This window comes from Polynucleobacter sp. QLW-P1DATA-2 (assembly GCF_001870365.1).
Taxonomy (GTDB): domain Bacteria; phylum Pseudomonadota; class Gammaproteobacteria; order Burkholderiales; family Burkholderiaceae; genus Polynucleobacter.
The window spans coordinates 517197-541886 of sequence record NZ_LZMQ01000003.1 but is presented as its reverse complement, the minus strand read 5'-3'; the positions used below and the strand labels follow the sequence as shown (position 1 = coordinate 541886).

Genomic DNA, 24690 nt, shown 5'->3' with positions numbered 1-24690 from the left:
AGATGTTCTAATATTGCATCATGTTCTCTGCACTAAGCCGTTTTTTTACCATCATCTCCGTTGCATTTATAGCGGCGTTTTCGGTCTTGTCCCTTTGGGGATCTCAGTGGGCTATTGCAGCAGGAATCTTCGTTCTCGCTATTCCCCTGGTCTATGCTTACATTAACTTAGCTAGGCTTCGTAAATATATCCTTGCTGATACCGTTGAAAATATGCCTCTGCCGAGCGGGTTTTGGGAGGAGGTATTTTTTCGCTTACAGCGCCTTGTCAGAAATCTAAAGCAACGCATTCGCAGCATTGAACAACAGCATGATCATTTTATTGAGGCATTTCAAGCCTCTCCAAATGGAATTGTCATGCTGGATGAAAGCGATCAAATTGAGTGGTGCAATAGCATCGCAGAGCGCTTCTTTGGATTGATATTTAAGCGTGATGTAATGCAACGTATCAATTTCTTAATAAGGCGCCCAGAATTTATTCAGTATCTTCATAAACGCTTATTTGAAGAGCCCTTGTTGCTTGAGCGTATGGGCCCAGATGGTAATTTGAGCTTGATGTTACAAGCATTTCCATTTGGTCAGAATAGACATCTTTTGCTAATACAAGATGTCACAGATTTACAAAAAGCAGATGCAATGCGTCGCGATTTCGTGGCCAATGTATCCCATGAAATGCGTACACCAATTACCGTATTAATGGGCTTTTTAGAAACAGTTCAGTCTCTTGACCTGAAAAAGGATCAACAAGATCAATACTTTGACATGATGATGTCTCAGGCCCAGAGAATGAAGAGCTTAGTTGAAGATTTGCTCACCTTAGCCAATCTAGAGTCCAACGCATTACCAGCCACAAACACAGTCATTAAGGTTGAAACCCTCATGGCTCTTCTGAAAAATGATGCAGAAGCTCTTTCTAGTGGAAAGCATACGTTTAAGTTTGATGTTCAATCGCCTTTGAATATTCTTGGTGATGAACGTGAGGTTCTCTCAGCATTTAGTAATTTGGTCTCCAATGCGATCCGCTACACCCCTGATGCTGGGTCAATTCAGGTTTCTTGGGATGTAAATGTCTTGGGGCAAGGCGAGTTCTCCGTTACCGATACCGGCCCCGGAATTGCATCAGAACATTTGTCGAGGTTGACGGAGCGTTTCTATCGAGTGGATAGAAGTCGATCAAGGGATACGGGTGGAACAGGATTGGGCTTGGCAATTGTGAAGCATATTGCTAGCAGACATCAGGCTCAATTGGTGATAGAAAGCACTCCAGGAAGGGGGAGCAAATTTTTGCTACGCTTCCCAAAAGACAGGGTTGAGGCCTGACCCTTATTCCTTTTTCTTCTTTTTCTTCTTTTTGGATTCTTTAGGCAGCTTCTCGGTTTTGCCGCTGGCGTAGAGACACCAGACTTTAATTTCTTCAAATAGCTCTACGAGATCCTCGTGGGGTAGATTTTTAAGATCAACAAGCCCAATACTGCCTGATTCTTGCAGCTGTTTTACGGCATCTTCATATTGATATTTGCTCATCTTGATTCAACCCATTTATTAAGTTAGACGCAATCCTAGCAAACTAATATGACAAAAGTGGCTTTTTAGAGCCTTAAAGTGGGTTTATTCAGGCTCCCCAGATACCTCCGAGGTCCTTTTGACCCCAGTACAGCTGGCAACCAGCTTCTCTAGAGGGCCTCCAATAATTAGGGTCAGCAATATAGCCCCAAGACTAAGTCCTCCCAATGCAAATTGACCTGCCCCAAAAGCGGCGCCTATTAAGGCGCAAGACCAAATACTCGCAGCCGTAGTTAGACCGAAGATCTTTTGGGATCGTTGCTCGCGAATAATTACACCTGCACCCAAAAACCCAAGACCGGTAATTAAGCCTTGCAGGACACGGCTTACTGATTGCGCATCATCCCGCACAAAGTCTGAGATGAGTAAAACTGCGGTAGCGGAACCAATCGAGACCAAAGCGTGGGTTCGTATTCCGGCCGATTTGTGATGTAACCAGCGGTTTAAGCCTAATATGGCCCCAACAAGAAGGGCTAAACCCAGCCTCAGGGCAATAGTCCCGTACAGATCCCATTGAGTCATCTAGATTCCTTTGGTAAGTAAGCTTTTTCTCGACTAAGTGTATATCAGTCACTTTATTTCGTCATAAATAAGCCATCACATTGACATCATGCCCGAGCACAATCAATTTGAATTTCTTATTTACACCTCAAAAGGGTGTCATTCAACAAATCTTTAACCATAAGGATGGCGCAATGAAAAAATTATTCATATTGGTATGGCAGGCATGGTACGAAGCTCGGCTTGCCTACGCTAAACGCTACGTTTCCCATAGACTTGGAAGTTAGATTCATCAGGGGCCTTAACAAAACTGCCATATACAAAACGTATGATCAGGATTATTGTTATTAATAGGATCTAATAATTCATGAATAAGGCCCTAACGGATTATCTTTCTTCCGTATTGAGAAACGAATCCAGCATTGAGCCAGCCCCTATTGGTTTCGATGAAAAGTCGAAGAACCATAGTAGTTTGCTTGATTCGAGCAAGAATCCGTTTTTAGTCGATACGCGATATTCTCTAAGACTAGACGAAGTGGTTTAATCGAAATAGACTTTGAATTATGGATAAAAAATACAATATTCTTTTTTTGTGTACTGGAAACTCCGCCAGATCCATTCTAGGTGAAGTCTTAGCAACCACTTTAAGCCATGGAAAGTTGATCGGCTATTCAGCAGGCTCAAGACCCGCAGGATTTGTTCACCCAATCGCCTTAAGGATTGCTAAGGAGCTAGATTATCCCCTTGACCTTTTGCGCAGCAAGAGTTGGGATGAGTATGGACAAGAGGGTGCTCCTCGCATGGATTTTATTATTACCGTGTGTGATTCTGCGGCAGGAGAAGAGTGTCCATATTGGCCAGGGCATCCTGCTAGTGCCCACTGGGGGTTCGCTGACCCAGCAGCTGTTGATTCGGGTGACTCAGCGATGCTTGATGCCTTTAAACAAGTGGAAATGGGCCTACGTAATCGCATTGAGCTTTTAATGGATTTGCCCATGGATAAATTAGAGCATGCTCAAATCAGGGATGAGTTACAGTCAATTCATCACCGCATTAAATTCAGATAGACAATCTCCTTGATTAAAGGGGTAAGATTAAAGCTGATCGCCCTTAAGGAAGTCAATGTCTACAGCAAAGAAGTCAAACTTTGCCACCCTGAGATCGGTGGAGTCCTTCGCCAATCCACGGCCTAGCATCAAAAAGCGGATGGCCGATGGTAAGGCTCTTCGTAAATCCGTCAGCATTGCGCAGCAGGGTGTTTATACCCCTCCTAAACACAGAGTGGATCCGATTACCATTCTTGAAAATCAAGCAAAGTCCCGGATTGAATCACTGATACCAATTCGATATGAACGTATGTTGCAATCCCCCTTTGCCTTTTATCGGGGTGGAGCAGCAATCATGGCACAGGATTTAGCAAACCAGCCAAGCACGAATATTACTGTTCAGTTATGTGGCGATATGCATGTTTCCAACTTCGGCTTGTTTGGAACTGCTGAGCATCGTTTAGTTTTTGGAATCAACGACTTTGATGAGACCTTGCCAGGTAGCTGGGAATGGGATCTGAAGCGCCTTGTCGCTAGCGCTCTAATAGCCTGTGAAAGTATTGGCGGAGATAAGTCTTTAAGTAAAAAGTTGGTTTACAGAATCTGTTCTGAGTATCAAAAGCGCATGAACCAATACGCAAAAATGCCTTATCTTGACCTCGCCCAAGAATTTATTGGTGAGGAGGATATTCGTAAGCACTTTTGTAAAGAACATCAGAAGAAAATTGATGCAACCCTTAAAGCAACTAAGGGGCAGGGAAACATTCAGGTCCTTCAGAAATTAACAACCTTGGTTGGTAAAGATCGGAAGATCATTAATAAGCCACCATTAATTGAGCATTTTAAAAAGAAGGCGTATGGAGTTCCTTTAGAGAAATTAATTGATAAGGCTTTATTAAATTATGCGAGTACCTTGCTAGCGGATCGCAAAATTCTTTTTCAGCGCTATGGTTTAAAAGACTATGCCCGCAAAGTTGTGGGTGTTGGCAGTGTTGGTACAAATTGCTTGGTTCTCTATTTTGAGGGTGATAGTGAAAATGACCCGCTCTTTTTGCAATATAAGGAAGCGCAAAAATCAGTCTTGAGCCCTTATATCGGCGAATCTATTTACCGAGATATGGGGCAGCGCGTTGTTGCTGGTCAACGCTTACTGCAGGGGGCTCCTGATATCTTTTTAAACTACGGATCCGTACAATTTGATATTGATCGAAGCCAGGGTTTTTATCTCCGTCAATTACGTGATATGAAGGGTGGCATGGAAGTTGGCCCTGGCGGGGTTTCTTTAAAAAACTTTCCTGACTACGCTAGATTATTTGGTTGGGCTTTAGCTCTTGGTCATGCGCGCTCAGGTGATGCAGCCATGATTTCAGGGTATTGCGGTGAGTCAGATGATTTTTCTGCGGCCTTTTATGCTTTCGCGCGATCCTATGCAAAGCAAAATGAACAGGATTTTGAACTCTTCAAGAAGGCAGTAAAAAGTAAGAAATTAAAGACTGCTTCAAAGAAAACGGCTCTCTAAGGGCGTATTTCCGCTGTCATAACGATGTCATCTTCTTGGTAGATATTGTAGCTTGACCCATTTTTTTTGCGCCCAAAGAACCCATGAATATATCTCGATACCTCCGAGCATTAACACTCGTTTTTTTGGCATCTTGCGCTGGATTATTACAAGCAGCCGCTATCTACCCAATTAATCAGGCTGCGATATTAGCGGGCTCCAAGTTTGACATTAAGGTTGAATTTAATTCTGTAGTCAATCCAGATGATGTGAATATCGAGCTCAATGGTGCATCACTGAACACCTTCACCAAGAACAAGCCAGAATTTATTGCCAATGAAAGCGGCAAAGGTAGCTCAGTTTACATTCGGGATGTGCAATTACTTAAAGCGGGAAAATATCAAGTTACAGCCAAAGCACAGCAAGAGCAGTTACAAGTGTCATGGGATGTATATGCAAGCGGACCACGTCGCGTAAAGAATGTGATTCTCTTTATTGGTGATGGCATGACCATCGCTAACCGTACCACTGCCAGAGTCTTATCTAAGGGAATTCAGGAGGGCAAGTATCAGGGAAGATTAGCGTTTGACGATATGCCTAGTACTGCGATGATAGGCACTTCAGGGTCAGACTCTTTAATTACAGACTCTGCCAATTCCATGAGTGCCTACACAACAGGTCATAAAACAGCGGTTAACGCCATGGGCGTCTATGTTTCTCGTGCTAGTGATAATTTTTCGCATCCTAAAGTTGAAACCATAGCTGAGCTAGTAAAACGCAATACCAAAATGTCCGTAGGTATTGTGTCTGATGCCGAGCTTGAGGATGCTACTCCCGGAGCCGTGGTTTCTCATACAAGACGTAGAGCAGATAAACAATACATTGCCGACCAACTTCTAGCTAGTGGTGCGGAAGTTATCTTGGGTGGTGGCTCTGCTTATTTTTATCCTCAGTCAGCCAAAGGCTCAAAGCGTAAAGATGAGAAAAATTTGGTGGAAAGTTTTAAGTCAGATGGCTATCAGGTAGCATTTACCAAACAAGAACTCATTTCTGCTGCTCAGAGCAAAAATACTAAAAAGTTATTCGGCGTATTTCATCCTGACAATATGGATGGCTCATTAGACCGCCTCTATCTCAAAAAGAATACGGTAGAGCAATATCCTAATCAACCTGATCTTACTGAGATGACGCAATCGGCTATTGATGTTTTATCTAGAAATCCAAACGGCTTCTTCCTAATGGTGGAAGCTGCTCTGATTGATAAGTTCAACCATCCCTTAGATTGGGAGCGAGCAGCGTTCGATACCATCATGCTTAGCAATGCAGTGCAAATTGCCAGAGACTTTGCCAAAACCCACCCGGATACCTTGATTATTGTCACACCTGATCATACCCATAGCGGGTCTATTGTCGGCGTTGTCAATGACAACAAGCCAGGCCCATTACGTGAAAAAGTTGGCACATATGCGGATGCAGGCTATCCAAATTATCCAAAAGCCGATATTCAGGGTTACCCAAACCAGATTGACGTCTCAAAGCGTCTCGCATTCTTTTATGGAAGCTATCCCGATCACTACGAGACTCTTCATCCAAAGTTAGATGGTACTTTTGTTCCTGCGATTAAGTCTGAGGATGGCAAGTATGTGGCAAACCCTCAATACCTTCAATTACAAGAGGATGCGATCCACGTGGGGGGTAATTTACCCACCAATCAAGAGTCCGGAGTTCATACGGCAGATGATGCCGTTCTTAACGCCCAAGGCCCTGGATCAGAAAAGTTCAAGGGATTCATGGATAACACTGAGGTATTTAAAGTGATGGTAGAGTCCTTAGGATTGGGATCTAAATAGGTGGGTTGTCATGGAGTTCATTAACAACATTAACTATGCCTCATTAATTGATACATCCGTTAGCCTTGGTGCTGCTTTCCTATTCGGTGGATTAATTGGTTTAGAGCGTCAATATCGTCAACGCACAGCAGGCTTAAGAACTAATATCCTCGTCGCTATTGGCGCTGCAATTTTTGTCGATGCTGGCAATCGTTTAACTGGACATGATGGCGCTGTCCATGTCATGGCTTATGTTGTTTCCGGTATCGGATTTTTAGGTGCTGGTGTGATCATGCGCGAAGAGGGCAATGTCCGGGGAATAAATACGGCTGCAACCTTATGGGCGTCCGGTGCAGTCGGTGCTTGCGCTGGTGCCGATCTGATACTGGAAGCAGGCTTAGCTACCGTATTTGTACTTGCCGCCAACACTTTGCTTAGACCAGTGGTGAGCTTTATCAATAGACAGCCCTTAGATACAGTTTCAGTAGAAGTAACGAATTCCGTCTACATCATTACTCCTAAGCATGCTCAGAAGCATGCCCTTAAGCAGTTCATCAAAACCTTAGAGGCTGCCGGTTATCAGACTCAAGATATTGAGGTTCATCAATTTGGTAGTGATGATGTTGAAATCCAGGCTGTATTAACGGCATCTGCCGTTGATGGTGACGAGATGGATCAATTGATTGCCAAGATTGCTGATCAAGAATTTGTCAGTCAGGCTTTCTGGAGCCCAAGCACCACGGATTAAGCATTCATGCTTTGACATATAAATGAAATATTTGTAGTGCAATATCCGGATGTGAATTCGAATACCAATTACCTAGAATCAACTGTAACTTGTCCTCATTGCCAAGCATCAGAGATCTTAATTCTTGAGTCTGGGTCAACCCATCACTTTTATCGCTGTAAAGCCTGTAGCGCAATACTGAAGCCTAAATCAGGTGATTGCTGTATTTTGTGCAGCTTTGGTAATCGAGATTGCTCTAGTTCCGAGCAAAATTTGGCGGCCTAATTTAGTCTGCCAATCCCAGCCACAAAGGGCTGCTGTGGTTTTCATCAATGTGTCATGGTTTTTACATAAAATAGACACAATTGATACAGCAATCCATTTTTGGGGAATATTTTGGCCAGCAATCCCGTAGATCTTTCATCTCATTCGGAAAACTTAGTTGCTGCCATAGATTTGGGGTCCAATAGCTTTCGGATGCTTGTCGCTCAGGCAGTAAATACGCCTTCTGGCACTCAATTACGCCCCATTGACACCTTACGTGAGTCCGTTCGTTTAGCTGCCGGTCTAACTGACAATAAATTATTGGGTAATGATGCCTATCAGCGCGGACTTACCGCGATCAGGCGTTTTGGTGAACGTATCAGAGGATTTGATCCATCAAATGTACGTGCTGTTGCCACCAATACTCTACGAGTTGCTAAGAATGCTCAGCAGTTTGTTGATGATGCTCAACAGGCTTTGGGATTTCCAATTGATGTGATTGCAGGGGTAGAAGAGGCACGTCTGATTTATATTGGCGCAGCACACGAAGTTCAGGCTGTTCAAGGCAACCGCTTGGTTGTGGATATTGGTGGCGGTTCTACTGAATTCATCATCGGCAAAGGGTATGAGCCTAAGCTCATGGAGAGTCTCTATATTGGGTGTGTCTCCCACAGCATGCGATTCTTTCCCAAAGGGAATATTGATGCCCATGCTTTTAAAGAGGCTGAGCTAGCAGCAAGACGTGAGATTCAGGTGATATCTGGCGCATATCTCAAAAGCGGCTGGAAGCAGGCTATTGGCTCATCTGGTACAGCTAGAGCTCTAGCTGACTTAATTGCTGCCAATGATCTTAATGGGCAGGGTGACGGGCTTATCATGGGTCGCGTAAATGCTACTAGTGGTTTAATTACGCGCGATGGTTTAAGGGCCCTCAAAAAACATTTATTGAAATACGAGCACGTGAGTCAAGTTGAATTGATTGGTCTGAAAGACGATAGGCGCTCTGTGTGGCCTGGTGGTTTAGCCATTATGTTGGCAGTATTTGATGAGCTTGGCATTGAAGCAATGGAAGTAACGGATGCAGCATTGCGTAGTGGTGTTTTATACGACCTGCTAGGACGCTCTCAACATCACGATATGCGTTATGTGACGGTTGAGCAATTTATGCAGCGGTATTCTGTTGATCGAGAACAGGCAGATAGAGTTGGCAAATTAGCCGCTGATTTTTTGCAGCAACTACCCAAGCCAGAAGCAGAAAGTAGGGCGGATAATGTTGCGCTCTTACAGTGGGCGGCTAACCTACATGAAATTGGTCTCTCCATTTCACATAATGGATACCATAAGCATTCCGCCTATATTGCTGGCAATGCAGACATGCCGGGTTTCTCAAAAAATGATCAGGCAAGGCTGGCTGCTTTATTGATAGGCCATGCTGGTAAGCTAGGCAAATTAGCCAATAACCATAGCTTTGAAGACTGGCGCATGCTCTTTTGCCTTCGACTTGCCCAGGTTCTCTGTAGGGGACGAAATGACACAAGCCTTCCAAAGGTCAAGGTTTCGGAGCATGCTGGCTCCTATCTTGTGAGCCTTTCAAAGGAGTGGGCCGCCGAACATCCGCTCACAGAATTTAGCCTCCTAAAAGAAGCTGCGGAATGGGAGCGTGTAGGGCGCTCCTATCAGGTAAGCTTGAAGTAAATCGCCATCACTGAACTAAAAAAGCCGCTTCAATACAAGCGGCTTTTTATTTGGCTGACGATCCGGCAGGGATTTACATCTCTAGGAAATGCTTTGCGTAACGTGGGTTGATATCGGATAAGCGCAACATGGTGAGCAGGTCTGCGGTATTGAAATCTGGATCCCATGCAGGAGCGCTACAAATCTTTGCACCCAACTTCAAATAACCTTTAATCAACGGAGGTGCGTCTACATTCAGGCCACCATTGAGTTTATCTAAAGGCAGGGGTAGGCGAGGGAATGCATGAAACTCCGTTGGAGCCATTTGATCATTCCCCAATGAGTTATAGAGGCTTGCTGCAAAGTGGCCACCATCAGCCATGGGAATACTTGCACAACCGAGCATGATTTCATAGCCATTCTTGAGCATGTATTGAGCCAGGCCACTCCACAAAGCCATAATGACAGCACCAGAGCGATAGTCTTGGTGAACACATGATCTGCCGAGCTCTACTAACTTAGGGCGCAAGTGATTAAGGCGGGTAAGGTCGAATTCGGAGTCTGAATACAAACGTCCAATTTCTTGTGCTTTATGCGGAGGTAGAACGCGATAAGTGCCGACAACCTTTAAGGTATCTTGATCACGAATCAAAAGGTGATCGCAATAAGCATCAAAATCATCAATATCTAGACCTTCAGCATTTTGAGAGAGATTTGCACCCATCTCTTCAGCAAAGACTTTATAGCGTAAACGTTGAGCTTCTTTCACTTCGCTAGGGCTAGTGGCCCATTCAATATTGAAGGCAGGTCTTTTTGCTTTTGTCGCCAGTGGGACAACCGCCACTTCAGCAGACTCTACTAACTGTTTGCGGGTTTTTGTAGCAAATTTCTTACCAAAAAGCTTTTTTGCCAATTTCTTTGAAAGCTTCTTAATAGGGTTCAGTTTCGAAGCGCTCGGATCCTTCTTCTTTTTGGGGGTAAAGAATTCAAAGGCGCCAATTGGGTTTGGAATATCAGACATAGTTAGCCTTGTGCAATGTTTTTGTAATGGTAGAGTCCATTTATTACGGCTTCAAGACAAGCGGAATGCAGACTGCAGACCACATCAAAACAGCAATAAACAGGGCAAGCATGACAGCAGCAGAGCCAAAATCCTTGGCCCTTTTGGAAAGATCGTGATGCTCAAACGAGATACGATCAATAGCGGCCTCAACACTAGAATTGAGTAACTCAACAACCAGCACCATGATTAGGGAGCTAATTAAAAGCGCCTTTTCAAGATGGCTAATGGGTAATAGAAAAGCTACAGGCGTAAGTAGTACAAATAATGTGAGCTCTTGTCTAAAAGCACTTTCTTCCTGAAAGGCATAAACCAATCCGCACCAAGAGTTCTTGGCAGCGTGCCATGCACGAGCAAGACCGCGATTACCTTTGTGCGGATTTTGATCGATGTGATATGGAGAAGACAAAGCTAACCCTTCTTATGCAATTGCGGTGACATGTACATCAGGGGTAGGAACGGGCTTGAGGTGTCTCGCAAACTCTTCAGAGGCGGCTCTCCAAGAGAACTTTTCTGCATGGGCACGGGCTACTTCACGAGGTATCTTGAGAGCCTCAATACAAGCAACACGAAGATCTTCATTCATAGCACCAGCTTTAGAGTTCCCTAGAACGTCAATAGGTCCAGTAACAGGATAGGCGGCTACTGGTGTGCCACAGGCCATTGCCTCAAGCAAGACCAAGCCGAAGGTATCCGTTTTGCTAGGAAATACAAATACATCTGCTGCTGCATATACCTTGGCGAGCTCATGCTGCTGTAATACGCCTAGATAGTTGATATCTGGGTATTTTTCTTTAATGCCAGCCATCGCTGGACCGTCTCCTACCACCCATTTTGAACCTGGTAAGTCAATCTCTAAAAATGCATTGATATTCTTTTCAACAGCAACGCGGCCAACATATAAGAAGATGGGGTGAGCAGTATTCAGTGCTTTGGATTCTTGCATCTTAAAGATATCCAAATCAACACCACGCGACCACAGCACTACATTGTTTAAGCCATATTTCTCAAGATCATCTTTAACCACAATCGTAGGCGCCATTACGGCCATTGAAGGACCATGAAACCAACGAATAAAGGCATAAGTAATGGCGAGTGGAATACCGATCCTGGCTTTAACGTATTCAGGGAAGCGAGTGTGATAGGCGGTAGAAAAGGGTAAATCGTTTTTAACCGCATAGGCTCTTGCGGAAAGCCCTAAAGGTCCTTCTGTTGCTATATGCATCGCATCTGGTGCAAATTCCTTAATACGGCGAGCCACTTCTTTTCCTGGAAATAGTGAAAGAGCAATATCTGGGTAGGTAGGACAAGGAATTGACTTAAACCCTTGTGGTGTAATCATTTCAACTTGATGTCCCATTGCTGTCAGTTCCGCACGGGTTTGCTTCAATGTACGCACCACACCATTGACTTGTGGGTCCCATGCGTCGGTAATGATCATAATTTTCATAACACAGCCTCTTTTAGGAGTGATTCAACAGCAGGTTGGAAAGTTACTTCAGGAGTTTCAATAGGCTCACCAAGGATGTGCGGCCAATGAACAATTTTGAGTTCGCCCGTATGGGTTTCAACGAGAGCAGTCAAGCTTTCAACCCAATCACCATCATTGCAATACAGTAAACCGTCAATTTCACGTATTTCAGCTTTATGAATATGGCCACAGACCACGCCGTCACAACCACGAAGGCGTGCTTCCCTAGCCATGATGTGTTCAAAGTCAGCGATATAACTCACTGCGTTTTTAACTTGATGCTTGAGATATTGAGAGAGAGACCAGTACTGAAGGCCCATTTTGACCCGCAGCATATTGAAATATCGATTGATATAAAGGATGAAGGAGTAAAGCGTGTCCCCTACATATGCCAACCATTTTGCGTACTGCATTACTCCGTCAAAAAGATCTCCGTGGGTAACCCAGAGTTTCTTACCATCTAAAGTAGTGTGAATCACTTCTTCGACTACTTTGACATCACCAAAAGAGAGGCCGAAGAATTGACGGGCACTTTCATCATGGTTTCCTGGAACGTAGATTACTTCAGCACCTTTACGAGCCTTACGCAAGAGCTTTTGAACTACGTCGTTATGTGCTTGTGGCCAGTAGAATGATTTCTTTAGACGCCAACCATCAATGATGTCACCAACAAGGTAAAACTTATCGGCTTCATTATGCTTGAGGAAATCGAGGAGGTAGTTTGCCTGACACCCTGATGTTCCTAGGTGTACGTCTGAAATCCAGATGGCTCTGTAATGCATCATGAGACTGTATTAAGCCAATACAGCATGAAAGCATCATGACATTTTTAAGTCAGTTTCATGACGGTCATTAAAATACGGATGTTGCATTATATTGATATCAAATATGAATAAAGACTCATCCAACCGCACCCAAACTCCATTTATTACCCGTTTTTTTCTGTGGACAGCAATATGGATTCATGTTCTTTGTGGCGTGGCAACCCTGATTGTTGTATTCCCATTTGCCACTACTATGACAAAGCATCGTCACATTCAACAGTGGTCCGTGCGCTTATTGACCATTTTCGGAATTCATCTGTCAGTAAAGAATGCACATATTCTTCCGCTAAATTCCTATCTACTTTCTTCAAATCACATCTCCTGGATGGATATTCACGCTATCAATGCATTCCAACCGATTCGTTTCGTGGCCAAGTCAGAGGTAGAGAAATGGCCTATTTTTGGATGGATGGCAAAGCAACTTGGAACTGTCTTTATTAAGAGGGATAGTTCTAGGCATGCTCATTTTGTTGTGGGGGAGATGAGTGGGGCGCTTAAGTCGGATTCTATTTGTATCTTTCCAGAAGGCACCTCAACCAATGGGGAATCTGTACGTCCCTTTAAGCCTAATTTATTTGAAGCGGCTGTCATTGCAAAGGTTCCGGTCTATACCCTGGCAATACGTTATCTATCGAGAGCAACCGGCTTACGGTCTGATGTAGCTGCATTTATCGGAGATATGGGCCTTCTGGAGTCTATGAGCAATATGCTTAAAAACCGTAATTTAGAGGTTGAATTGACCTTCTTTCCTCCTACAGGATCAGCGCCTGAGCAGCCATCCGATCGTAAGTGGCTAGCACTTCATAGCTACGAGCAGATTAGCCAATATTTAGCGAAAACCAATAGCCTATAGCTTGTAACGAAAGTGTCATCAGTTCGGGCGTAAACTAAGAGAAATATCAGTGGAAAACCTATGACCTCTAAGCATAAAGAGATGGCGGAGTGGTATCAGCGCGCTCAAGAAGAAATTCTTGACAGCATGGATGAAGAGCTCGAAATGGAGCTCGACGATGATCGCCTTTCGCTAGATGGTGATGCAGGCTCTCAGGTTCCGCGTAATGTTTACTTTAAAGAGCTCTTTAGACTTCAGGGTGAATTAGTAAAGCTCCAAGACTGGGTAGTGGCTAATAAGGTCAAGGTTGCGGTTCTTTTTGAAGGTCGTGATTCGGCGGGTAAGGGTGGCGCGATTAAGCGTATTACTCAACGATTGAATCCGCGGGTATGTAAAGTTGTTGCATTACCTGCACCAAACGAACGTGAAAAAACCCAATGGTACTTCCAACGCTATATCTCACATTTACCTGCTGGCGGTGAAATTGTGTTGTTTGACCGTAGTTGGTACAACCGCGCTGGTGTTGAAAAAGTGATGGGGTTTTGTACTGATGATGAGTATGAGGAATTTCTCAGAACAGTTCCAGATTTAGAGCGCATGATGATTCGCTCAGGAGTGATTCTCATCAAGTATTGGTTCTCGATCTCTGATGATGAGCAGTACAACCGCTTCATGATGCGTATTCATGATCCATTAAAACAATGGAAATTAAGTCCTATGGACTTAGAGGCCCGTCGTATGTGGGAAGCCTATACCAAGGCTAAAGAAACAATGCTAGAGCGCACTCATATTCCTGAGGCGCCATGGTGGGTAGTGGCTGCCAACGACAAGAAAAAGGCTCGCCTCAATTGCATCACCCACCTTTTAAATCAAATTCCGTACCAGGAAATTGATCATCCTGTGATCAGCCTTCCAGAACGAGTACATAACCCGGATTACTTGCGTGGCCCTGTTCCACCTGAGATGTACGTACCTGAAGTTTACTAATTTGGTCGGTATGGTGATAATCTCTTAAAAAAAGAAGAGGTTATTTTGAAAAAGATTCATCCGCTCATTACCAATAGAGAATTCAAGCTGCTGATTAAGCCGCAAGGTTTAGACCGCCATAGCAAAATCACCGCATTGAGTGATCAAATTCTGAAGTTCTGCAAAACCAATAAGGTGGACTTCTTTCATCTAGATAATGCCACTACTGGTTTGCGTAACATTTACTTTTACGACACGCCTGGTCAAGATTTTCGCCAAAACGATATTATTTTGCGCGTTAGGGAATCAAGACAGAATGTCTGGGTTGATGACTATGCTGAAGTCACCTTAAAGTGTCGTGCCCATGATTTGGATCAAGCATCAAGCTTTAATCCTAGCCCCAAAAAGAAGATCAAATCTCGCATTCGTTTTAAAGAGGAAATATTGCGTGGTGATGAGCTAGGATCTCAGCGTCAAATTTATTCAAATAACGCAATCCTCGATGCGGTACCTATTGATGATTTATTTGATAGGTCCTTGGAAAGTGTTGCCCAATTTTTCCCTGGCCTTGCAAAGCTCTCAATAGATAAGGATGCGCCTTTGCGTATTGTTGGTGGTAAAACCAATAAAATTTTAGAAGCCTGCTTACCAATAGGTAACTTGGTATTTGGGGATGGAGTCCAAGCCCATTGTGAAATTGCCATTTGGATGAAAAGCGTGGGCGATCCGATGGTAGGCGAATTGGCCTTCTCCTATCGCGTGAATGATGAGAACAGAGCTCAGGCGAAAGCCCACAAACGAGCTGATAAGTTTTTTCAAAAAACTGCAGATAGAGCTGACTGACTGGTTAGAGATTGGAAGCACTAAAACAGCATTGGTATACGGTAAGCCGGAATGACCTCTCAAGACCTCTGCCTAAAAGAGGGACGAGTTTCCCTAAAAGAGCTTTTTACTCAATTTCTCATGATTGGTGCGGTGAGCTTTGGCGGAGGAATCATTGCTTATGAGCGAATCTTGCTGATAGAAAAGAAACAATGGCTTACCGCAGATGAATTCATGGGTTACCTTGCAATTAGTCAAACAATGCCAGGCCTCAATTCCGTCAACTTAGCGGTTCTTGCTGGGGATCACCTAAGGGGCTTTTGGGGTTCGGTTGCAGCCACTTTGGGGCTGATCATTCCTGGATCTCTATTTGTATTAATTATTGGTGTTGCCTATACCAATAACAATGATCATCCATTGGCTAATCTCATTTTGACTGGGATTGCCGCAGGTGCTTGCGGATTGTTGGCAGCTATTACCTATCGCATTGGCGACCAACACTGGAAGCATTTCAAATCCCTCATCATCATTGCATGCACTTTTGCTTTGATGAGCATTGCCAAATTATCATTGCCCTTAGTGCTTTTGATCATGGCGCCGATATCTATTTATCTTTACAGGCCAAATTCAAAAATATGAATTTGCTTATTCAGCTAGCGCTTAGTTTTGGGCTCCTATCTATCCTGGCTGTAGGTGGAGGAACTGCTGTTCTTCCTGAGATGCAAACTCTATTGGCGCACCAGTTTGATATTGGCCATACTCAATTTGTCCATATTTACAGTATTGGACAAGTTGCTCCAGGGCCCAATATGCTGATGGTCTTAATCATTGGCTTTCAGGTGGCGGGTTTATTGGGAGCCTTAGTCGTACTACTTGCTTTTTTTATTCCCTCTAGCGTGCTCTGTTTTTATGCAGGGCGTTTATGGAGTTATTTTGGCGAAAACCCTTGGCGCCGATCTATTCAGAATGCTCTAGAGCCAATTTCTATCGGACTAATGGCTTCTGGGGTCTATGCTGTTGGCAAGGCTTCGATTGTTAGCCCGCTAACTGCTGGACTGGCGCTGATTACCCTCTATCTTATTTTGCGTACCAAAATTAACCCTGTCATTGTGATTCTGGGCTCGGGTTTGGTGGCAACCCTCATCACTCAGTTCCTTTAAAAAGCAGCTCGAACCCCAATCATGGCACTGCGACCCGGTTGGGGTGCGTATAAGCGTACCGTCTCTGGCGTTGTGGCATAACGAATATCTTGATTCAATAAGTTTGTCAGACGCAGATAGCCTGTCCAAGAGATGCTGTTAATTCTTTCGGTGTATGACACGCCTGCATTGAGGAGGTTGTAGCTCGGCGTGGGGCCAATCTCAAAGCTAGCTAAGCGCGTTTGCTCAAAAGCATGAATGTAAGTAGCATTCATTTTCCATTGATTTACTTGTTGCGCAATTTCAGCCCCTAAGCGTGGGGCTGGTTGCAGGGGTAAATTGCCGCCACTATTAAAAGTCCCTTGAGAGGCGTCACCAAATAGGCGAGTGCCAACCCCATTTTGCTGCCAGTTGTAGGTTAATTCTCCTTCAACCCCTTTAATGGTGGCATTTGCTTGTTGGGAGACTACTACTGGATAGTTGGTATATCCATCACCAGAGGCTGTATTGCCAGTGTAGAAGCCATAAATGTAGTTACTGAACTGATTTTGATAGATGTTGGCTTTACCTTGGATGAGTCCGCTCGTTTTTTGTATACCCAATTCAATATTGTGCGAAGTCTCTATTTGTAAATTGGAGTTACCCACTATGTATGTGGCGGTAGCATCGTGTGGACCAAAAGCGTAAAGCTCTGGCGCACTTGGTGCCCTTTGTGAAACGGTGTAGGCTGCAGCTAGTCCATAGCCCTTAGTCACTTCGTAAATAGTTCCCAAAGAGTAGGAGCCCAAATTAAACTGACGGTTAATGAGTGAGGGTGGACTATAAGTAGAAATAGAGTCGGCGTAAACGCTGGCCTGATTAGGGTTCTGGGTCACATAGTTGTAGCGCAAACCAAGACTATTTTTAAAGTCACCAAAATTACCTTGCTCCACCCAAAATAGCGCATTGGAATTGGTGACTGTTTGCGGAACGATATCTGCATTGCCACTAGCGATATCAGTTGCCGTTAGTTTGGCGGTAGACGATTGCAAGCCAACACTGCCTTTCCAGCCCATCCAAGATTGATGATCTAGTACCGCGCGTAATTCTGTTGCATCATTTACCCAATTGGTTTGCGGCACGCCGTTATTATCAAATTCATTGTGCATGTAATGGCTATTAGAGATGCTGAATTTGAAAGCGCTAAAACCATCCATAGGATCGCGGGTTTCATGCTGCAAATCATATCGATTTTGCGATTGGTTAATAAATCCGCCATCAGCAGTAGGAACGCCATAGTCATGATTAAGGCGCAATAGTGAGACGCCGGTATAACCATGATCACCAATATAAGAAGCACCCAGCCCTAAGTTATTCTCATTATTAAAGGAGAAGGGTAGCTTGCCAGAGTAAGGCACATTTTGCGGAACGCCGGGGCTGATTGCCCAGTTAGCATTCGGCCCTCCTTGCTCTGCGTAGCCAGGAATTTGATAGTCATTGGCATTGCTAATGGCGGTATCAATATGAAAGGCAATCGGTCCAGTGGATGTATCGACTACTGCGCTGGCGGTCTTGCCTTGATTGGCGGTTTCATAGCTCGTATTTACGGAGCCCGTTGGCTCTCCTGGGAGGGAGGTGGCAATGCGATCATTAATCACATTGACCAAGCCGCCGCTCGATCCAGACCCATACATCAATGCAGATGCGCCACGCAGGATTTCAATTTGACGCGTACTTTGTAAGGGGTTGGCGGTAGCATGATCTGCCGAAATACTGGATACGTCACTTACTGATAGACCATTTTCTAAAATCTGCACCCGCGCACCTTCGAGCCCGCGAATAACTGGCCTAGAGGCGCCTGCACCAAATCCGGTTGCAGAAACCCCCAGTTCATTGGAGAGGGTAGCGCCCAGGTTGCCCCCCAGCTTATTTTGCAACTCATCGCCTGACAAAACTTTGCTCGGGCTCATAAGATTATTTTCGGAGATGGCGTTCGATTCAATCACTAAGCCGCCATTTGGATCTTCCGCTCTTGCGGAGTAAGAAAGGCTTACACCCAAAGCGCTTAATAAAGCCAATTGATAGGAGATTCTAAATTTCATACTTCACTCTTAAATCTATTGAGCTATCTCAATAGGTAAACGCACATAAACTCGCCAATAAGGCGAGGGCAATGTAATTAAAGAGTGATGCTGGGAGGAGCTCGGGATTGATAGGGTGAGGCAAGAGCCTGGAAAACCGTTACCTCTAAGAGTGGGGTAAAAGTGCCTGAATAAGAAAGCACCCCGATAGAAGAGTGAACATCTGGCGCAATAAAACTGGCGAGGGTTAAGGCATCAAATAAATGGCAATCGGCTGCAGCATGAGATATGCCAAAGGCGGCGCGATCATCAGTGCTGAGCTCTACATTAACGCCCTGAAAGCCAGCATGCGAAATACTATGTGCAAAGCCTAGATACTGGGTACCCAAGAGGCTAAATAGCAATAAGCCAAGAGCAATCAATGCTTTCGTTTGTTTGCTAATTATGCCGTTAAATAGGGTGCTCATCGGACTGAATCTTACAGGATTTGCCTCTAATGGCGCTGTCAGTGTAGAATATCTATTCCGTCGGAGTGTAGCGCAGCCTGGTAGCGCACCTGCTTTGGGAGCAGGGGGTCCAAGGTTCGAATCCTTGTACTCCGACCACTTTCCCTTATTGTTCTAGAGATACCCAGCACATAACTGCCCATAGCTCAGCTGGATAGAGCAACGCCCTTCTAAGGCGTAGGTCGCACGTTCGAATCGTGCTGGGCAGGCCAGCTACTTTCTCTCTTCTTCTCTTTTCATTAATTTGTTAATCATTTATCTGGGTATTAACCCCAAATAAAGGCTTTTTTAAGCAATTTAGACCTATAAATTTGCTATAAATACAGATGTAACTATTTATCAATGAATAAATAGAAGTAAAAACAGGAGAAACCCCATGAAAAGCATTTCTTTAATTAAAGCAGGCTTGGTTGCAGCAGGTCTATTGATAGGCGTTTTTAACGTACAAGCCGCCAGCCAAACAATGGATAAAATTAAATCAACCGGTGCAGTCACCATGGGCGTTCGTGAATCCTCCATCCCTATGTCCTACACCACTGGTGATAGTCGTTTTGATGGTTACCATGTTGAGATCTGCCGCATGATCCTGGGTGATATCAAGGATAAGTTGGGCATGAGCACTTTGCGCATTAACTATCAACCAGTGACATCGCAAAACCGCGTACCTTTAGTTCAAAACGGAACAGTCGATATTGAGTGCGGCACAACAACGAATAATGTCAATCGCGCAAAAGATGTAAGTTTTGCTAACACTTTATATGTAGAGGAAGTTCGTATTGCTGTTAAAGCCAATTCAGGCATCACTTCAATCGCTCAATTGGCTGGTAAGAAGGTTGCCACGACAACCGGCACTACATCCGTCCAATTGCTCCGTAAGCATGAAAAAGCCAACGGCGTGAACTTTGATGAAGTTTATGGCAAAGACCATGCAGATAGCTTCCTATTATTGGAGTCTGGCCGAGCTGATGCATTTGTAATGGATGGCTCTATCTTGGCGGGTAATATCGCCAACTCCAAGAATCCTAAGGACTTCAAAATTGTTGGTGAAGTTTTGAGTACAGAACCGATTGCAATCATGGTCCGCAAAGATGATCCAGAATTTAAAGCTGCTGTAGATGCGGCAATTGCCAAGATTGTTGCTAACGGCAAAATGCCTGGTTTGTGGAACAAATGGTTCTTGTCACCAATTCCACCAAAAAATATTGTCGTTGGTCTCCAGTTGTCCCCAGCAACTAAAAATGCTTGGGCCAACTTGAATGACAAGCCTGCAGAAGACTACAACAAGAAATAATTCAAATCGCTCATAAATACTTGAATAAGTTAATGCCTACGCGATCGGTTTTATGGATTTAGGAATTTTTTGTAAAAGCACTCTAGATGGAGAGGTGGTTGACCACTGCTTCTCCGCCTTGTTGGGTATTGGCAAAAATGCAGACCCCAGCTATTTAGATTGGCTGATGAAGGCTTGGGGCTGGACTCTAGCAGTAGCTGGGCTCGGTTTATTGATTGCGCTTTCCTTGGGTGCCATCATGGGTACCTTAAGAACCTTGCCCCCAGAAAATCCAACTAACCGTTTTTTAGTCAGACTATCTACTGCGTGGGTGGAGTTGTTTAGGAATATTCCAATCTTGGTGCAAGTATTTCTTTGGTACCACGTAATCCCTGCATTCATACCCCCTTTAAAAGCTTTCCCATCTTATTTGCTAGTTAGCCTTGCATTGGGATTCTTTACCTCAGCTCGTATTGCTGAGCAGGTTAGGGCGGGTATTCAGTCTTTACCTTCTGGTCAGAAAGCAGCAGCAATAGCGCTGGGCTTAACGACTTATCAGAGTTATCGCTACATTATTTTGCCCATGGCGTTGCGCATTGTGATCCCACCGCTTACGTCTGAGAGTATGAATCTGATTAAAAACTCATCAGTTGCTTTTGCGGTCTCTGTTCCTGAGCTTACCTTGTTTGCAATGCAAGCTCAGGAAGAAACATCACATGGTGTTGAGATCTACCTAGCAGTAACGATTTTGTATGCCTTATCTGCATTCGCTGTGAATAGGGTGATGGCACACATTGAGAAGCGCTCCCGTATTCCTGGATTTATTGTTGCCAATACAGAAGTGGCAGCCCATTAATCATGATGAATACTCAACCTAGCGATTTATTGGTGAACACATGTTTAGCATAGACCTCAGTTTTTATAACTGGGAACTCTTCACTAATTACATACTGAAGGGCTTGCTATTTAGCGTTCAGCTGACGGTTATAGCTACCGTTGGTGGAATTGTATTTGGCACCTTTTTAGCTCTGATGCGTCTTTCTGGTAGGGCAAGTCTAGTTTATCCAGCAACTATCTATGTCAACACAATGCGCTCCATTCCCTTGGTGATGGTGATCTTGTGGTTCTTCCTATTGATTCCAATGTTGATTGGGCGTCCTATTGGCGCTGATTTATCAGCAACGATTACTTTCATTGCTTTTGAGGGGGCGTTCTTTTCTGAGATTGTGCGCGCAGGTATTCAGTCGGTGCCAAAAGGCCAAGGTTTTGCAGCGCAAGCCTTAGGTATGACCTACGGTCAAAATATGCGTTTTATTGTGTTGCCACAGGCCTTTAGAAACATGATTCCGGTCTTCATGACTCAAACCATTATTTTGTTTCAAGATACTTCATTGGTCTATGCCATTGGTGCCTATGACTTGTTAAAAGGTTTTGAAATTGCCGGTAAAAATTATGGCCGCCCAATTGAAACTTATATTTTGGCTGCATTTACCTATTTCATTATTTGTTTCACGCTTTCTAAAGTGGTTCGTAGAATTCAAGCCAAAGTGGCGATCATTCGCTAATTTATTCTTAATGCTCACTATTTCTAAATCATCATGATTGAACTTCAAAATGTATCGAAGTGGTACGGCGACTTTCAGGTCTTAACTGATTGCAGTACTACGATCCAAAAGGGCGAAGTAGTAGTTATCTGCGGTCCATCTGGTTCCGGAAAGTCAACCCTAATTAAAACCATTAATGCATTAGAGCCGTTTCAGGCTGGCGAAATCACCGTTGATGGCGTGAGCTTGCATGATTCGAAAACAAATTTGCCTAAGCTGAGATCTAGAGTGGGTATGGTATTTCAGTCTTTTGAGCTGTTTCCCCATCTGAGCATTACTGAAAACCTCACCCTTGCCCAGATGAAAGTGCTTGGTCGTTCTGCTGATGAGGCTAAAGCTCATGGCTTGAAATACTTAGAACGGGTAGGCTTGATTGCACAAAAAGATAAGTTCCCTGGCCAGCTATCTGGCGGCCAACAGCAACGGGTTGCGATAGCACGCGCCTTGAGTATGGATCCGATCATTATGTTGTTTGATGAACCCACCTCAGCACTAGACCCAGAAATGGTTGGTGAAGTATTAGACGTGATGGTGAAATTAGCAAATGAAGGTATGACAATGTGCTGCGTTACCCATGAGATGGGTTTTGCCCGCAAGGTCAGTAATCGTGTGATTTTTATGGACCAAGGACGCATCATTGAAGATTGCACCAAAGATGAGTTCTTTAATAATCCAGAAGCAAGATCTCTTCGTGCTAAAGATTTTTTATCTAAAATTTTGGCTCATTAAGCTCCGAATGAATTTGACTCCTCATTCATTAACCAAACTTTTTATTCTCTCTGCGATTAGTGTCTGTGTACTTGCAGCATGCTCTGTGGCCAAGATCGAGGCCCGAATTGAGTCAAATCCACAGTGCAAGGATGTAATTAACCCAAAGACTGGTGCAGTCATGCCTTGCCCGGGAACGGACAAAGCCTTCTATAGATCGGTTGGATTGGAGCCTGCAAAGGTCGTGCTACCAGTTGCGGCAGTAAGCGCTGCTGCTCCAGTCACAACAGACACAGCGACAGCAGCCGGACCAACCGTTAACACTGTAAAACCACCTGCAACGGTGGTTGCACCGCAGCCTGATTGCAAGCCGCAGATTCACAAAAAAACGGGTGGCATTTTGCCTTGCCCCGCAGCAGACTAAACAGGTCTTCTGATATCAATTTTAAGGAATCAAGATGCGTAAATTTAACGTAGTTATTGCTTTATTTTCAGTTGCCATTCTTTTAGCAGCCTGTAGCAATACTCCAAAATTGGTTTCAGAGCCAATGCCTAGATCAGGCTTCTTGCCCAATTACTCCGTATTAGTGCCGATGGCAACTAGTCAATCTGATGTTCGGATATGGAGATACCGAGTTTCTGGTGTTAATCCCTCTAGCTACACTGCTGTGATTTTGGACCCAATATATTTAAATCAAAGCGCCACTAAAGAAGTGAGTGCAGAGGCTATCTCTCAAGCACAAATTACCTTGCAGGATTCAATGATTGATGCCGTAAATTCACGCGGCAATATTCGCATTGTTACTAGCCCTGGTCCTGGCGTAGCCCGAATTACCGTTGGCATCACTGGCGCAGAAAGTATGGCTGATAGTCTCCAGCCTTGGAATTTCACCCCAATCGGATTGGCTGCGAATGCCGCAGCTTATGCTGGTGGCGTGAACTCAAAGACTCCTGCTTTATTGGTAGAGAGCAAAATTACTGATAGCCAATCCAAACAGTTGCTTGGGGAAGGCTTAGTCACCATTCAAGGGGAATCATTCAGAACAGGCTCAGGCTCTGTAAGTTCATTTATTGAAATGGCTAAAAAGGTAGTTCGCGTTGCAATGGAAACTTCAGCCAATCCAACTCCAACAGGTCAATAAATCATGACAAGATCTTTTACCTCTACATTGCTTTGCATTAGCATCTTGGCCATCACTCCAGTATTGAGTTATGCAGACGATGCATCAAAAAATCGTGAAATTGCAGAACGCTTTGCAAAGTGCGATCTGAATCATGATGGAAAGCTAACTAAAGCAGAGGCAAAAGGTTGTATGCCGCGTATTTACGATCACTTTAGCTATCTGGATTCCGGTAACAAAGGCTATCTTACTGTTGCCGAAATACAGGCGGTTGCTGATCGTTAAAACACCTCAAGAGTTATTGAATTTATGTCCGTAGCATTTCCAGGTTTCGAACAAAAGTCTATTACTGTTTCATCTGATGATGGGCCAATAGAGATTGCCTGCCAAATTGGCGGAAGTGGTCCAGCACTTTTATTGCTGCATGGATTTCCACAAACTAAAGCGATTTGGCATCAGGTTGCTCCTGAGTTGGCGAAACACTACACGGTAGTTGCTTCGGATCTACGGGGTTACGGCGCCTCATCTAAGCCCCATGGAAAACCGGATCATTCGTCTTATTCAAAGCGATCTATGGCGACAGATCAATATTCCTTGATGAAAGCCTTGGGCCATGATCATTTTTTCTTGCTTGGGCATGATCGCGGAGGCAGGGTTTCTCATCGTCTAGCTATGGATTTTCCAGAGAGTGTTAAAAAGTTCATGGTCTTAGATATCTCTCCAACCTTGACCATGTATGAAAACACCACCATGGAATTTGCTAAGGGTTATTGGCATTGGTTCTTTTTGATTCAAGCTGAACCAGTGCCTGAAACCATGATTGGAGCTAACCCAGAGTATTGGCTAAAAAATCATATGGGTCGTCATGCCGGGACTGGCATCTTCAGCCCCGAGCGTTGGGCAGAGTATCTAGCGGGAGTAAGCAATTCACAAGGTATGCATGCCATGTGTGAAGACTATCGGGCTGCAGCAACCATTGATTTAGCTCATGATCGCGCAGACCGTGAGCATTGTAAGAAATTACAAATGCCTCTCAAGGTTCTTTGGGGTGAGCATGGCTTGGTAAATAAATGCTTTGAACCCGTAAATGACTGGAAGAAAGTTAGCTCCAGCGAGGTTTCGGGTAGAGCCGTTCCTTGCGGACATTACATTCCAGAAGAGTTACCTCAAGAAGTCATCACTGAAGCACGCAACTTCTTTATTTAA

Annotated in this window: 28 protein-coding genes, 2 tRNA genes and 1 pseudogene; 23 read left to right on the top strand and 8 right to left on the bottom strand. The window is 44.3% G+C overall.

What is annotated here, in order from left to right; genetic code table 11:
* Window positions 1-20 precede the first annotated feature (20 nt).
* Window positions 21-1319: a phosphate regulon sensor histidine kinase PhoR gene (phoR, locus tag A9236_RS05350; protein ID WP_071465830.1), complete on the top strand. Its 1299-nt coding sequence runs from the start codon at window positions 21-23 to the stop codon at window positions 1317-1319.
* A gap of 3 nt (window positions 1320-1322) precedes the next feature.
* Here the strand turns inward: phoR and A9236_RS05345 are convergent, their stop codons facing one another.
* Window positions 1323-1523 (bottom strand): hypothetical protein, encoded by a 201-nt coding sequence (locus A9236_RS05345; protein ID WP_071465829.1) that lies wholly within the window; start codon window positions 1521-1523, stop codon window positions 1323-1325.
* Between the two features lie 84 nt (window positions 1524-1607).
* Window positions 1608-2084: an MgtC/SapB family protein gene (locus A9236_RS05340; RefSeq protein ID WP_071465828.1), complete on the bottom strand. Its 477-nt coding sequence runs from the start codon at window positions 2082-2084 to the stop codon at window positions 1608-1610.
* Between the two features lie 346 nt (window positions 2085-2430).
* Between A9236_RS05340 and A9236_RS11065 the strand changes: the two genes are divergently transcribed.
* From A9236_RS11065 to A9236_RS05315, 7 genes and pseudogenes are all read left to right on the top strand, one after another.
* The gene (locus tag A9236_RS11065) at window positions 2431-2607 is read left to right on the top strand and encodes a hypothetical protein (protein WP_161485607.1); all 177 of its coding nucleotides are present in this window, start codon (window positions 2431-2433) and stop codon (window positions 2605-2607) included.
* 19 nt (window positions 2608-2626) lie between these two features.
* Window positions 2627-3130, top strand: coding sequence for an arsenate reductase ArsC (locus A9236_RS05335; RefSeq protein ID WP_201721721.1), 504 nt, complete (start codon window positions 2627-2629; stop codon window positions 3128-3130).
* Window positions 3131-3185: 55 nt separating this feature from the next.
* Complete coding sequence (locus A9236_RS05330; protein WP_071465826.1) at window positions 3186-4628, top strand: DUF2252 domain-containing protein; 1443 nt, start codon at window positions 3186-3188, stop codon at window positions 4626-4628.
* A gap of 83 nt (window positions 4629-4711) precedes the next feature.
* Entirely contained in the window at window positions 4712-6457 is a 1746-nt protein-coding gene (locus tag A9236_RS05325) for an alkaline phosphatase (RefSeq protein WP_071465825.1), read from the top strand.
* A 10-nt stretch (window positions 6458-6467) separates the two neighbouring features.
* Entirely contained in the window at window positions 6468-7184 is a 717-nt protein-coding gene (locus A9236_RS05320; protein ID WP_071465824.1) for an MgtC/SapB family protein, read from the top strand.
* A 36-nt stretch (window positions 7185-7220) separates the two neighbouring features.
* Window positions 7221-7373 (top strand): annotated as a pseudogene (locus A9236_RS11485) (hypothetical protein); the annotation flags it as partial.
* A 267-nt stretch (window positions 7374-7640) separates the two neighbouring features.
* The gene (locus A9236_RS05315) at window positions 7641-9122 is read left to right on the top strand and encodes a Ppx/GppA phosphatase family protein (protein WP_071465966.1); all 1482 of its coding nucleotides are present in this window, start codon (window positions 7641-7643) and stop codon (window positions 9120-9122) included.
* A gap of 73 nt (window positions 9123-9195) precedes the next feature.
* On the opposite strand, the gene A9236_RS05310 is transcribed toward A9236_RS05315, so the two are convergent.
* From A9236_RS05310 to A9236_RS05295, 4 genes are read right to left on the bottom strand one after another with little or no spacing between them, the layout of a single operon-like run.
* Window positions 9196-10122 (bottom strand): GNAT family N-acetyltransferase, encoded by a 927-nt coding sequence (locus A9236_RS05310; protein WP_071465823.1) that lies wholly within the window; start codon window positions 10120-10122, stop codon window positions 9196-9198.
* A 43-nt stretch (window positions 10123-10165) separates the two neighbouring features.
* Complete coding sequence (locus A9236_RS05305; RefSeq protein WP_071465822.1) at window positions 10166-10570, bottom strand: diacylglycerol kinase; 405 nt, start codon at window positions 10568-10570, stop codon at window positions 10166-10168.
* Between the two features lie 12 nt (window positions 10571-10582).
* Entirely contained in the window at window positions 10583-11611 is a 1029-nt protein-coding gene (locus tag A9236_RS05300) for a glycosyltransferase family 1 protein (protein WP_071465821.1), read from the bottom strand.
* Window positions 11608-12417: a UDP-2,3-diacylglucosamine diphosphatase gene (locus tag A9236_RS05295; protein WP_071465820.1), complete on the bottom strand. Its 810-nt coding sequence runs from the start codon at window positions 12415-12417 to the stop codon at window positions 11608-11610. Before A9236_RS05295 ends, A9236_RS05300 begins: the two co-directional genes overlap by 4 nt.
* A gap of 103 nt (window positions 12418-12520) precedes the next feature.
* On the opposite strand from A9236_RS05295, the gene A9236_RS05290 reads away from it, so the two are divergent.
* Genes A9236_RS05290 through A9236_RS05270 form a run of 5 tightly spaced genes read left to right on the top strand, consistent with a single transcriptional unit; the run spans window position 12521 to window position 16236 of the window.
* Window positions 12521-13309 carry a 1-acyl-sn-glycerol-3-phosphate acyltransferase gene (locus tag A9236_RS05290; protein WP_071465819.1) on the top strand — a complete coding sequence of 263 codons (789 nt, stop codon included), beginning with the start codon at window positions 12521-12523 and terminating at the stop codon, window positions 13307-13309.
* A gap of 60 nt (window positions 13310-13369) precedes the next feature.
* A complete protein-coding gene (ppk2, locus tag A9236_RS05285; protein ID WP_071465818.1) occupies window positions 13370-14275 on the top strand; it encodes a polyphosphate kinase 2 in 906 nt (301 codons plus the stop codon).
* A gap of 45 nt (window positions 14276-14320) precedes the next feature.
* Window positions 14321-15097 carry a hypothetical protein gene (locus tag A9236_RS05280; protein ID WP_071467804.1) on the top strand — a complete coding sequence of 259 codons (777 nt, stop codon included), beginning with the start codon at window positions 14321-14323 and terminating at the stop codon, window positions 15095-15097.
* A gap of 51 nt (window positions 15098-15148) precedes the next feature.
* Complete coding sequence (locus A9236_RS05275; protein ID WP_071465816.1) at window positions 15149-15715, top strand: chromate transporter; 567 nt, start codon at window positions 15149-15151, stop codon at window positions 15713-15715.
* Window positions 15712-16236: a chromate transporter gene (locus tag A9236_RS05270; RefSeq protein ID WP_071465815.1), complete on the top strand. Its 525-nt coding sequence runs from the start codon at window positions 15712-15714 to the stop codon at window positions 16234-16236. Before A9236_RS05275 ends, A9236_RS05270 begins: the two co-directional genes overlap by 4 nt.
* Here the strand turns inward: A9236_RS05270 and A9236_RS05265 are convergent.
* Together A9236_RS05265 and A9236_RS05260 are read right to left on the bottom strand one after the other, a co-directional pair.
* Window positions 16233-18296, bottom strand: coding sequence for a TonB-dependent receptor (locus A9236_RS05265; protein WP_071465814.1), 2064 nt, complete (start codon window positions 18294-18296; stop codon window positions 16233-16235). The genes A9236_RS05270 and A9236_RS05265 overlap by 4 nt on opposite strands.
* A 77-nt stretch (window positions 18297-18373) precedes the next feature.
* On the bottom strand, window positions 18374-18742 hold the full coding sequence (locus A9236_RS05260) for a hypothetical protein (protein ID WP_071465813.1): 369 nt from the start codon (window positions 18740-18742) through the stop codon (window positions 18374-18376).
* 61 nt (window positions 18743-18803) lie between these two features.
* Between A9236_RS05260 and A9236_RS05255 the strand changes: the two genes are divergently transcribed.
* From A9236_RS05255 to A9236_RS05210, 10 genes are all read left to right on the top strand, one after another.
* Window positions 18804-18880: transfer RNA gene (locus A9236_RS05255), tRNA-Pro, on the top strand.
* A 36-nt stretch (window positions 18881-18916) separates the two neighbouring features.
* Window positions 18917-18993 (top strand) — tRNA-Arg (locus A9236_RS05250).
* 164 nt (window positions 18994-19157) lie between these two features.
* Window positions 19158-20072, top strand: a complete 915-nt coding sequence (locus tag A9236_RS05245; RefSeq protein ID WP_201721720.1) for an amino acid ABC transporter substrate-binding protein — start codon at window positions 19158-19160, stop codon at window positions 20070-20072.
* Between the two features lie 52 nt (window positions 20073-20124).
* Window positions 20125-20907 (top strand): amino acid ABC transporter permease, encoded by a 783-nt coding sequence (locus A9236_RS05240; RefSeq protein ID WP_071465812.1) that lies wholly within the window; start codon window positions 20125-20127, stop codon window positions 20905-20907.
* A 40-nt stretch (window positions 20908-20947) separates the two neighbouring features.
* Window positions 20948-21616 (top strand): amino acid ABC transporter permease, encoded by a 669-nt coding sequence (locus A9236_RS05235; RefSeq protein WP_071465811.1) that lies wholly within the window; start codon window positions 20948-20950, stop codon window positions 21614-21616.
* A gap of 33 nt (window positions 21617-21649) precedes the next feature.
* Complete coding sequence (locus tag A9236_RS05230) at window positions 21650-22384, top strand: amino acid ABC transporter ATP-binding protein (RefSeq protein ID WP_071465810.1); 735 nt, start codon at window positions 21650-21652, stop codon at window positions 22382-22384.
* A 7-nt stretch (window positions 22385-22391) separates the two neighbouring features.
* Window positions 22392-22787 (top strand): hypothetical protein, encoded by a 396-nt coding sequence (locus A9236_RS05225; RefSeq protein ID WP_071465809.1) that lies wholly within the window; start codon window positions 22392-22394, stop codon window positions 22785-22787.
* 34 nt (window positions 22788-22821) lie between these two features.
* Entirely contained in the window at window positions 22822-23505 is a 684-nt protein-coding gene (locus A9236_RS05220) for a DUF3313 family protein (RefSeq protein ID WP_071465808.1), read from the top strand.
* A 3-nt stretch (window positions 23506-23508) separates the two neighbouring features.
* Window positions 23509-23769, top strand: coding sequence for a hypothetical protein (locus A9236_RS05215; RefSeq protein WP_071465807.1), 261 nt, complete (start codon window positions 23509-23511; stop codon window positions 23767-23769).
* A 24-nt stretch (window positions 23770-23793) separates the two neighbouring features.
* Window positions 23794-24690 (top strand): alpha/beta fold hydrolase, encoded by an 897-nt coding sequence (locus A9236_RS05210; RefSeq protein WP_071465806.1) that lies wholly within the window; start codon window positions 23794-23796, stop codon window positions 24688-24690.

Excerpts from the sequence above, each read along its gene's own strand:
- A9236_RS05265 (WP_071465814.1), bottom strand. The coding sequence starts at position 18,296 with ATGAAATTTAGAATCTCCTATCAATTGGCTTTATTAAGCGCTTTGGGT.
- A9236_RS05220 (WP_071465808.1), top strand. The coding sequence starts at position 22,822 with ATGCGTAAATTTAACGTAGTTATTGCTTTATTTTCAGTTGCCATTCTT.
- A9236_RS05215 (WP_071465807.1), top strand. The coding sequence starts at position 23,509 with ATGACAAGATCTTTTACCTCTACATTGCTTTGCATTAGCATCTTGGCC.
- A9236_RS05330 (WP_071465826.1), top strand. The coding sequence starts at position 3,186 with ATGTCTACAGCAAAGAAGTCAAACTTTGCCACCCTGAGATCGGTGGAG.
- A9236_RS05260 (WP_071465813.1), bottom strand. The coding sequence starts at position 18,742 with ATGAGCACCCTATTTAACGGCATAATTAGCAAACAAACGAAAGCATTG.
- ppk2 (WP_071465818.1), top strand. The coding sequence starts at position 13,370 with ATGACCTCTAAGCATAAAGAGATGGCGGAGTGGTATCAGCGCGCTCAA.
- A9236_RS05230 (WP_071465810.1), top strand. The coding sequence starts at position 21,650 with ATGATTGAACTTCAAAATGTATCGAAGTGGTACGGCGACTTTCAGGTC.
- phoR (WP_071465830.1), top strand. The coding sequence starts at position 21 with ATGTTCTCTGCACTAAGCCGTTTTTTTACCATCATCTCCGTTGCATTT.
- A9236_RS05315 (WP_071465966.1), top strand. The coding sequence starts at position 7,641 with ATGCTTGTCGCTCAGGCAGTAAATACGCCTTCTGGCACTCAATTACGC.
- A9236_RS05340 (WP_071465828.1), bottom strand. The coding sequence starts at position 2,084 with ATGACTCAATGGGATCTGTACGGGACTATTGCCCTGAGGCTGGGTTTA.
- A9236_RS05225 (WP_071465809.1), top strand. The coding sequence starts at position 22,392 with ATGAATTTGACTCCTCATTCATTAACCAAACTTTTTATTCTCTCTGCG.
- A9236_RS05325 (WP_071465825.1), top strand. The coding sequence starts at position 4,712 with ATGAATATATCTCGATACCTCCGAGCATTAACACTCGTTTTTTTGGCA.
- A9236_RS05310 (WP_071465823.1), bottom strand. The coding sequence starts at position 10,122 with ATGTCTGATATTCCAAACCCAATTGGCGCCTTTGAATTCTTTACCCCC.
- A9236_RS05335 (WP_201721721.1), top strand. The coding sequence starts at position 2,627 with ATGGATAAAAAATACAATATTCTTTTTTTGTGTACTGGAAACTCCGCC.
- A9236_RS05270 (WP_071465815.1), top strand. The coding sequence starts at position 15,712 with ATGAATTTGCTTATTCAGCTAGCGCTTAGTTTTGGGCTCCTATCTATC.
- A9236_RS05240 (WP_071465812.1), top strand. The coding sequence starts at position 20,125 with ATGGATTTAGGAATTTTTTGTAAAAGCACTCTAGATGGAGAGGTGGTT.
- A9236_RS05295 (WP_071465820.1), bottom strand. The coding sequence starts at position 12,417 with ATGATGCATTACAGAGCCATCTGGATTTCAGACGTACACCTAGGAACA.
- A9236_RS05235 (WP_071465811.1), top strand. The coding sequence starts at position 20,948 with ATGTTTAGCATAGACCTCAGTTTTTATAACTGGGAACTCTTCACTAAT.
- A9236_RS05320 (WP_071465824.1), top strand. The coding sequence starts at position 6,468 with ATGGAGTTCATTAACAACATTAACTATGCCTCATTAATTGATACATCC.
- A9236_RS05290 (WP_071465819.1), top strand. The coding sequence starts at position 12,521 with ATGAATAAAGACTCATCCAACCGCACCCAAACTCCATTTATTACCCGT.
- A9236_RS05345 (WP_071465829.1), bottom strand. The coding sequence starts at position 1,523 with ATGAGCAAATATCAATATGAAGATGCCGTAAAACAGCTGCAAGAATCA.
- A9236_RS05275 (WP_071465816.1), top strand. The coding sequence starts at position 15,149 with ATGACCTCTCAAGACCTCTGCCTAAAAGAGGGACGAGTTTCCCTAAAA.
- A9236_RS05245 (WP_201721720.1), top strand. The coding sequence starts at position 19,158 with ATGAAAAGCATTTCTTTAATTAAAGCAGGCTTGGTTGCAGCAGGTCTA.
- A9236_RS05300 (WP_071465821.1), bottom strand. The coding sequence starts at position 11,611 with ATGAAAATTATGATCATTACCGACGCATGGGACCCACAAGTCAATGGT.
- A9236_RS11065 (WP_161485607.1), top strand. The coding sequence starts at position 2,431 with ATGAATAAGGCCCTAACGGATTATCTTTCTTCCGTATTGAGAAACGAA.
- A9236_RS05210 (WP_071465806.1), top strand. The coding sequence starts at position 23,794 with ATGTCCGTAGCATTTCCAGGTTTCGAACAAAAGTCTATTACTGTTTCA.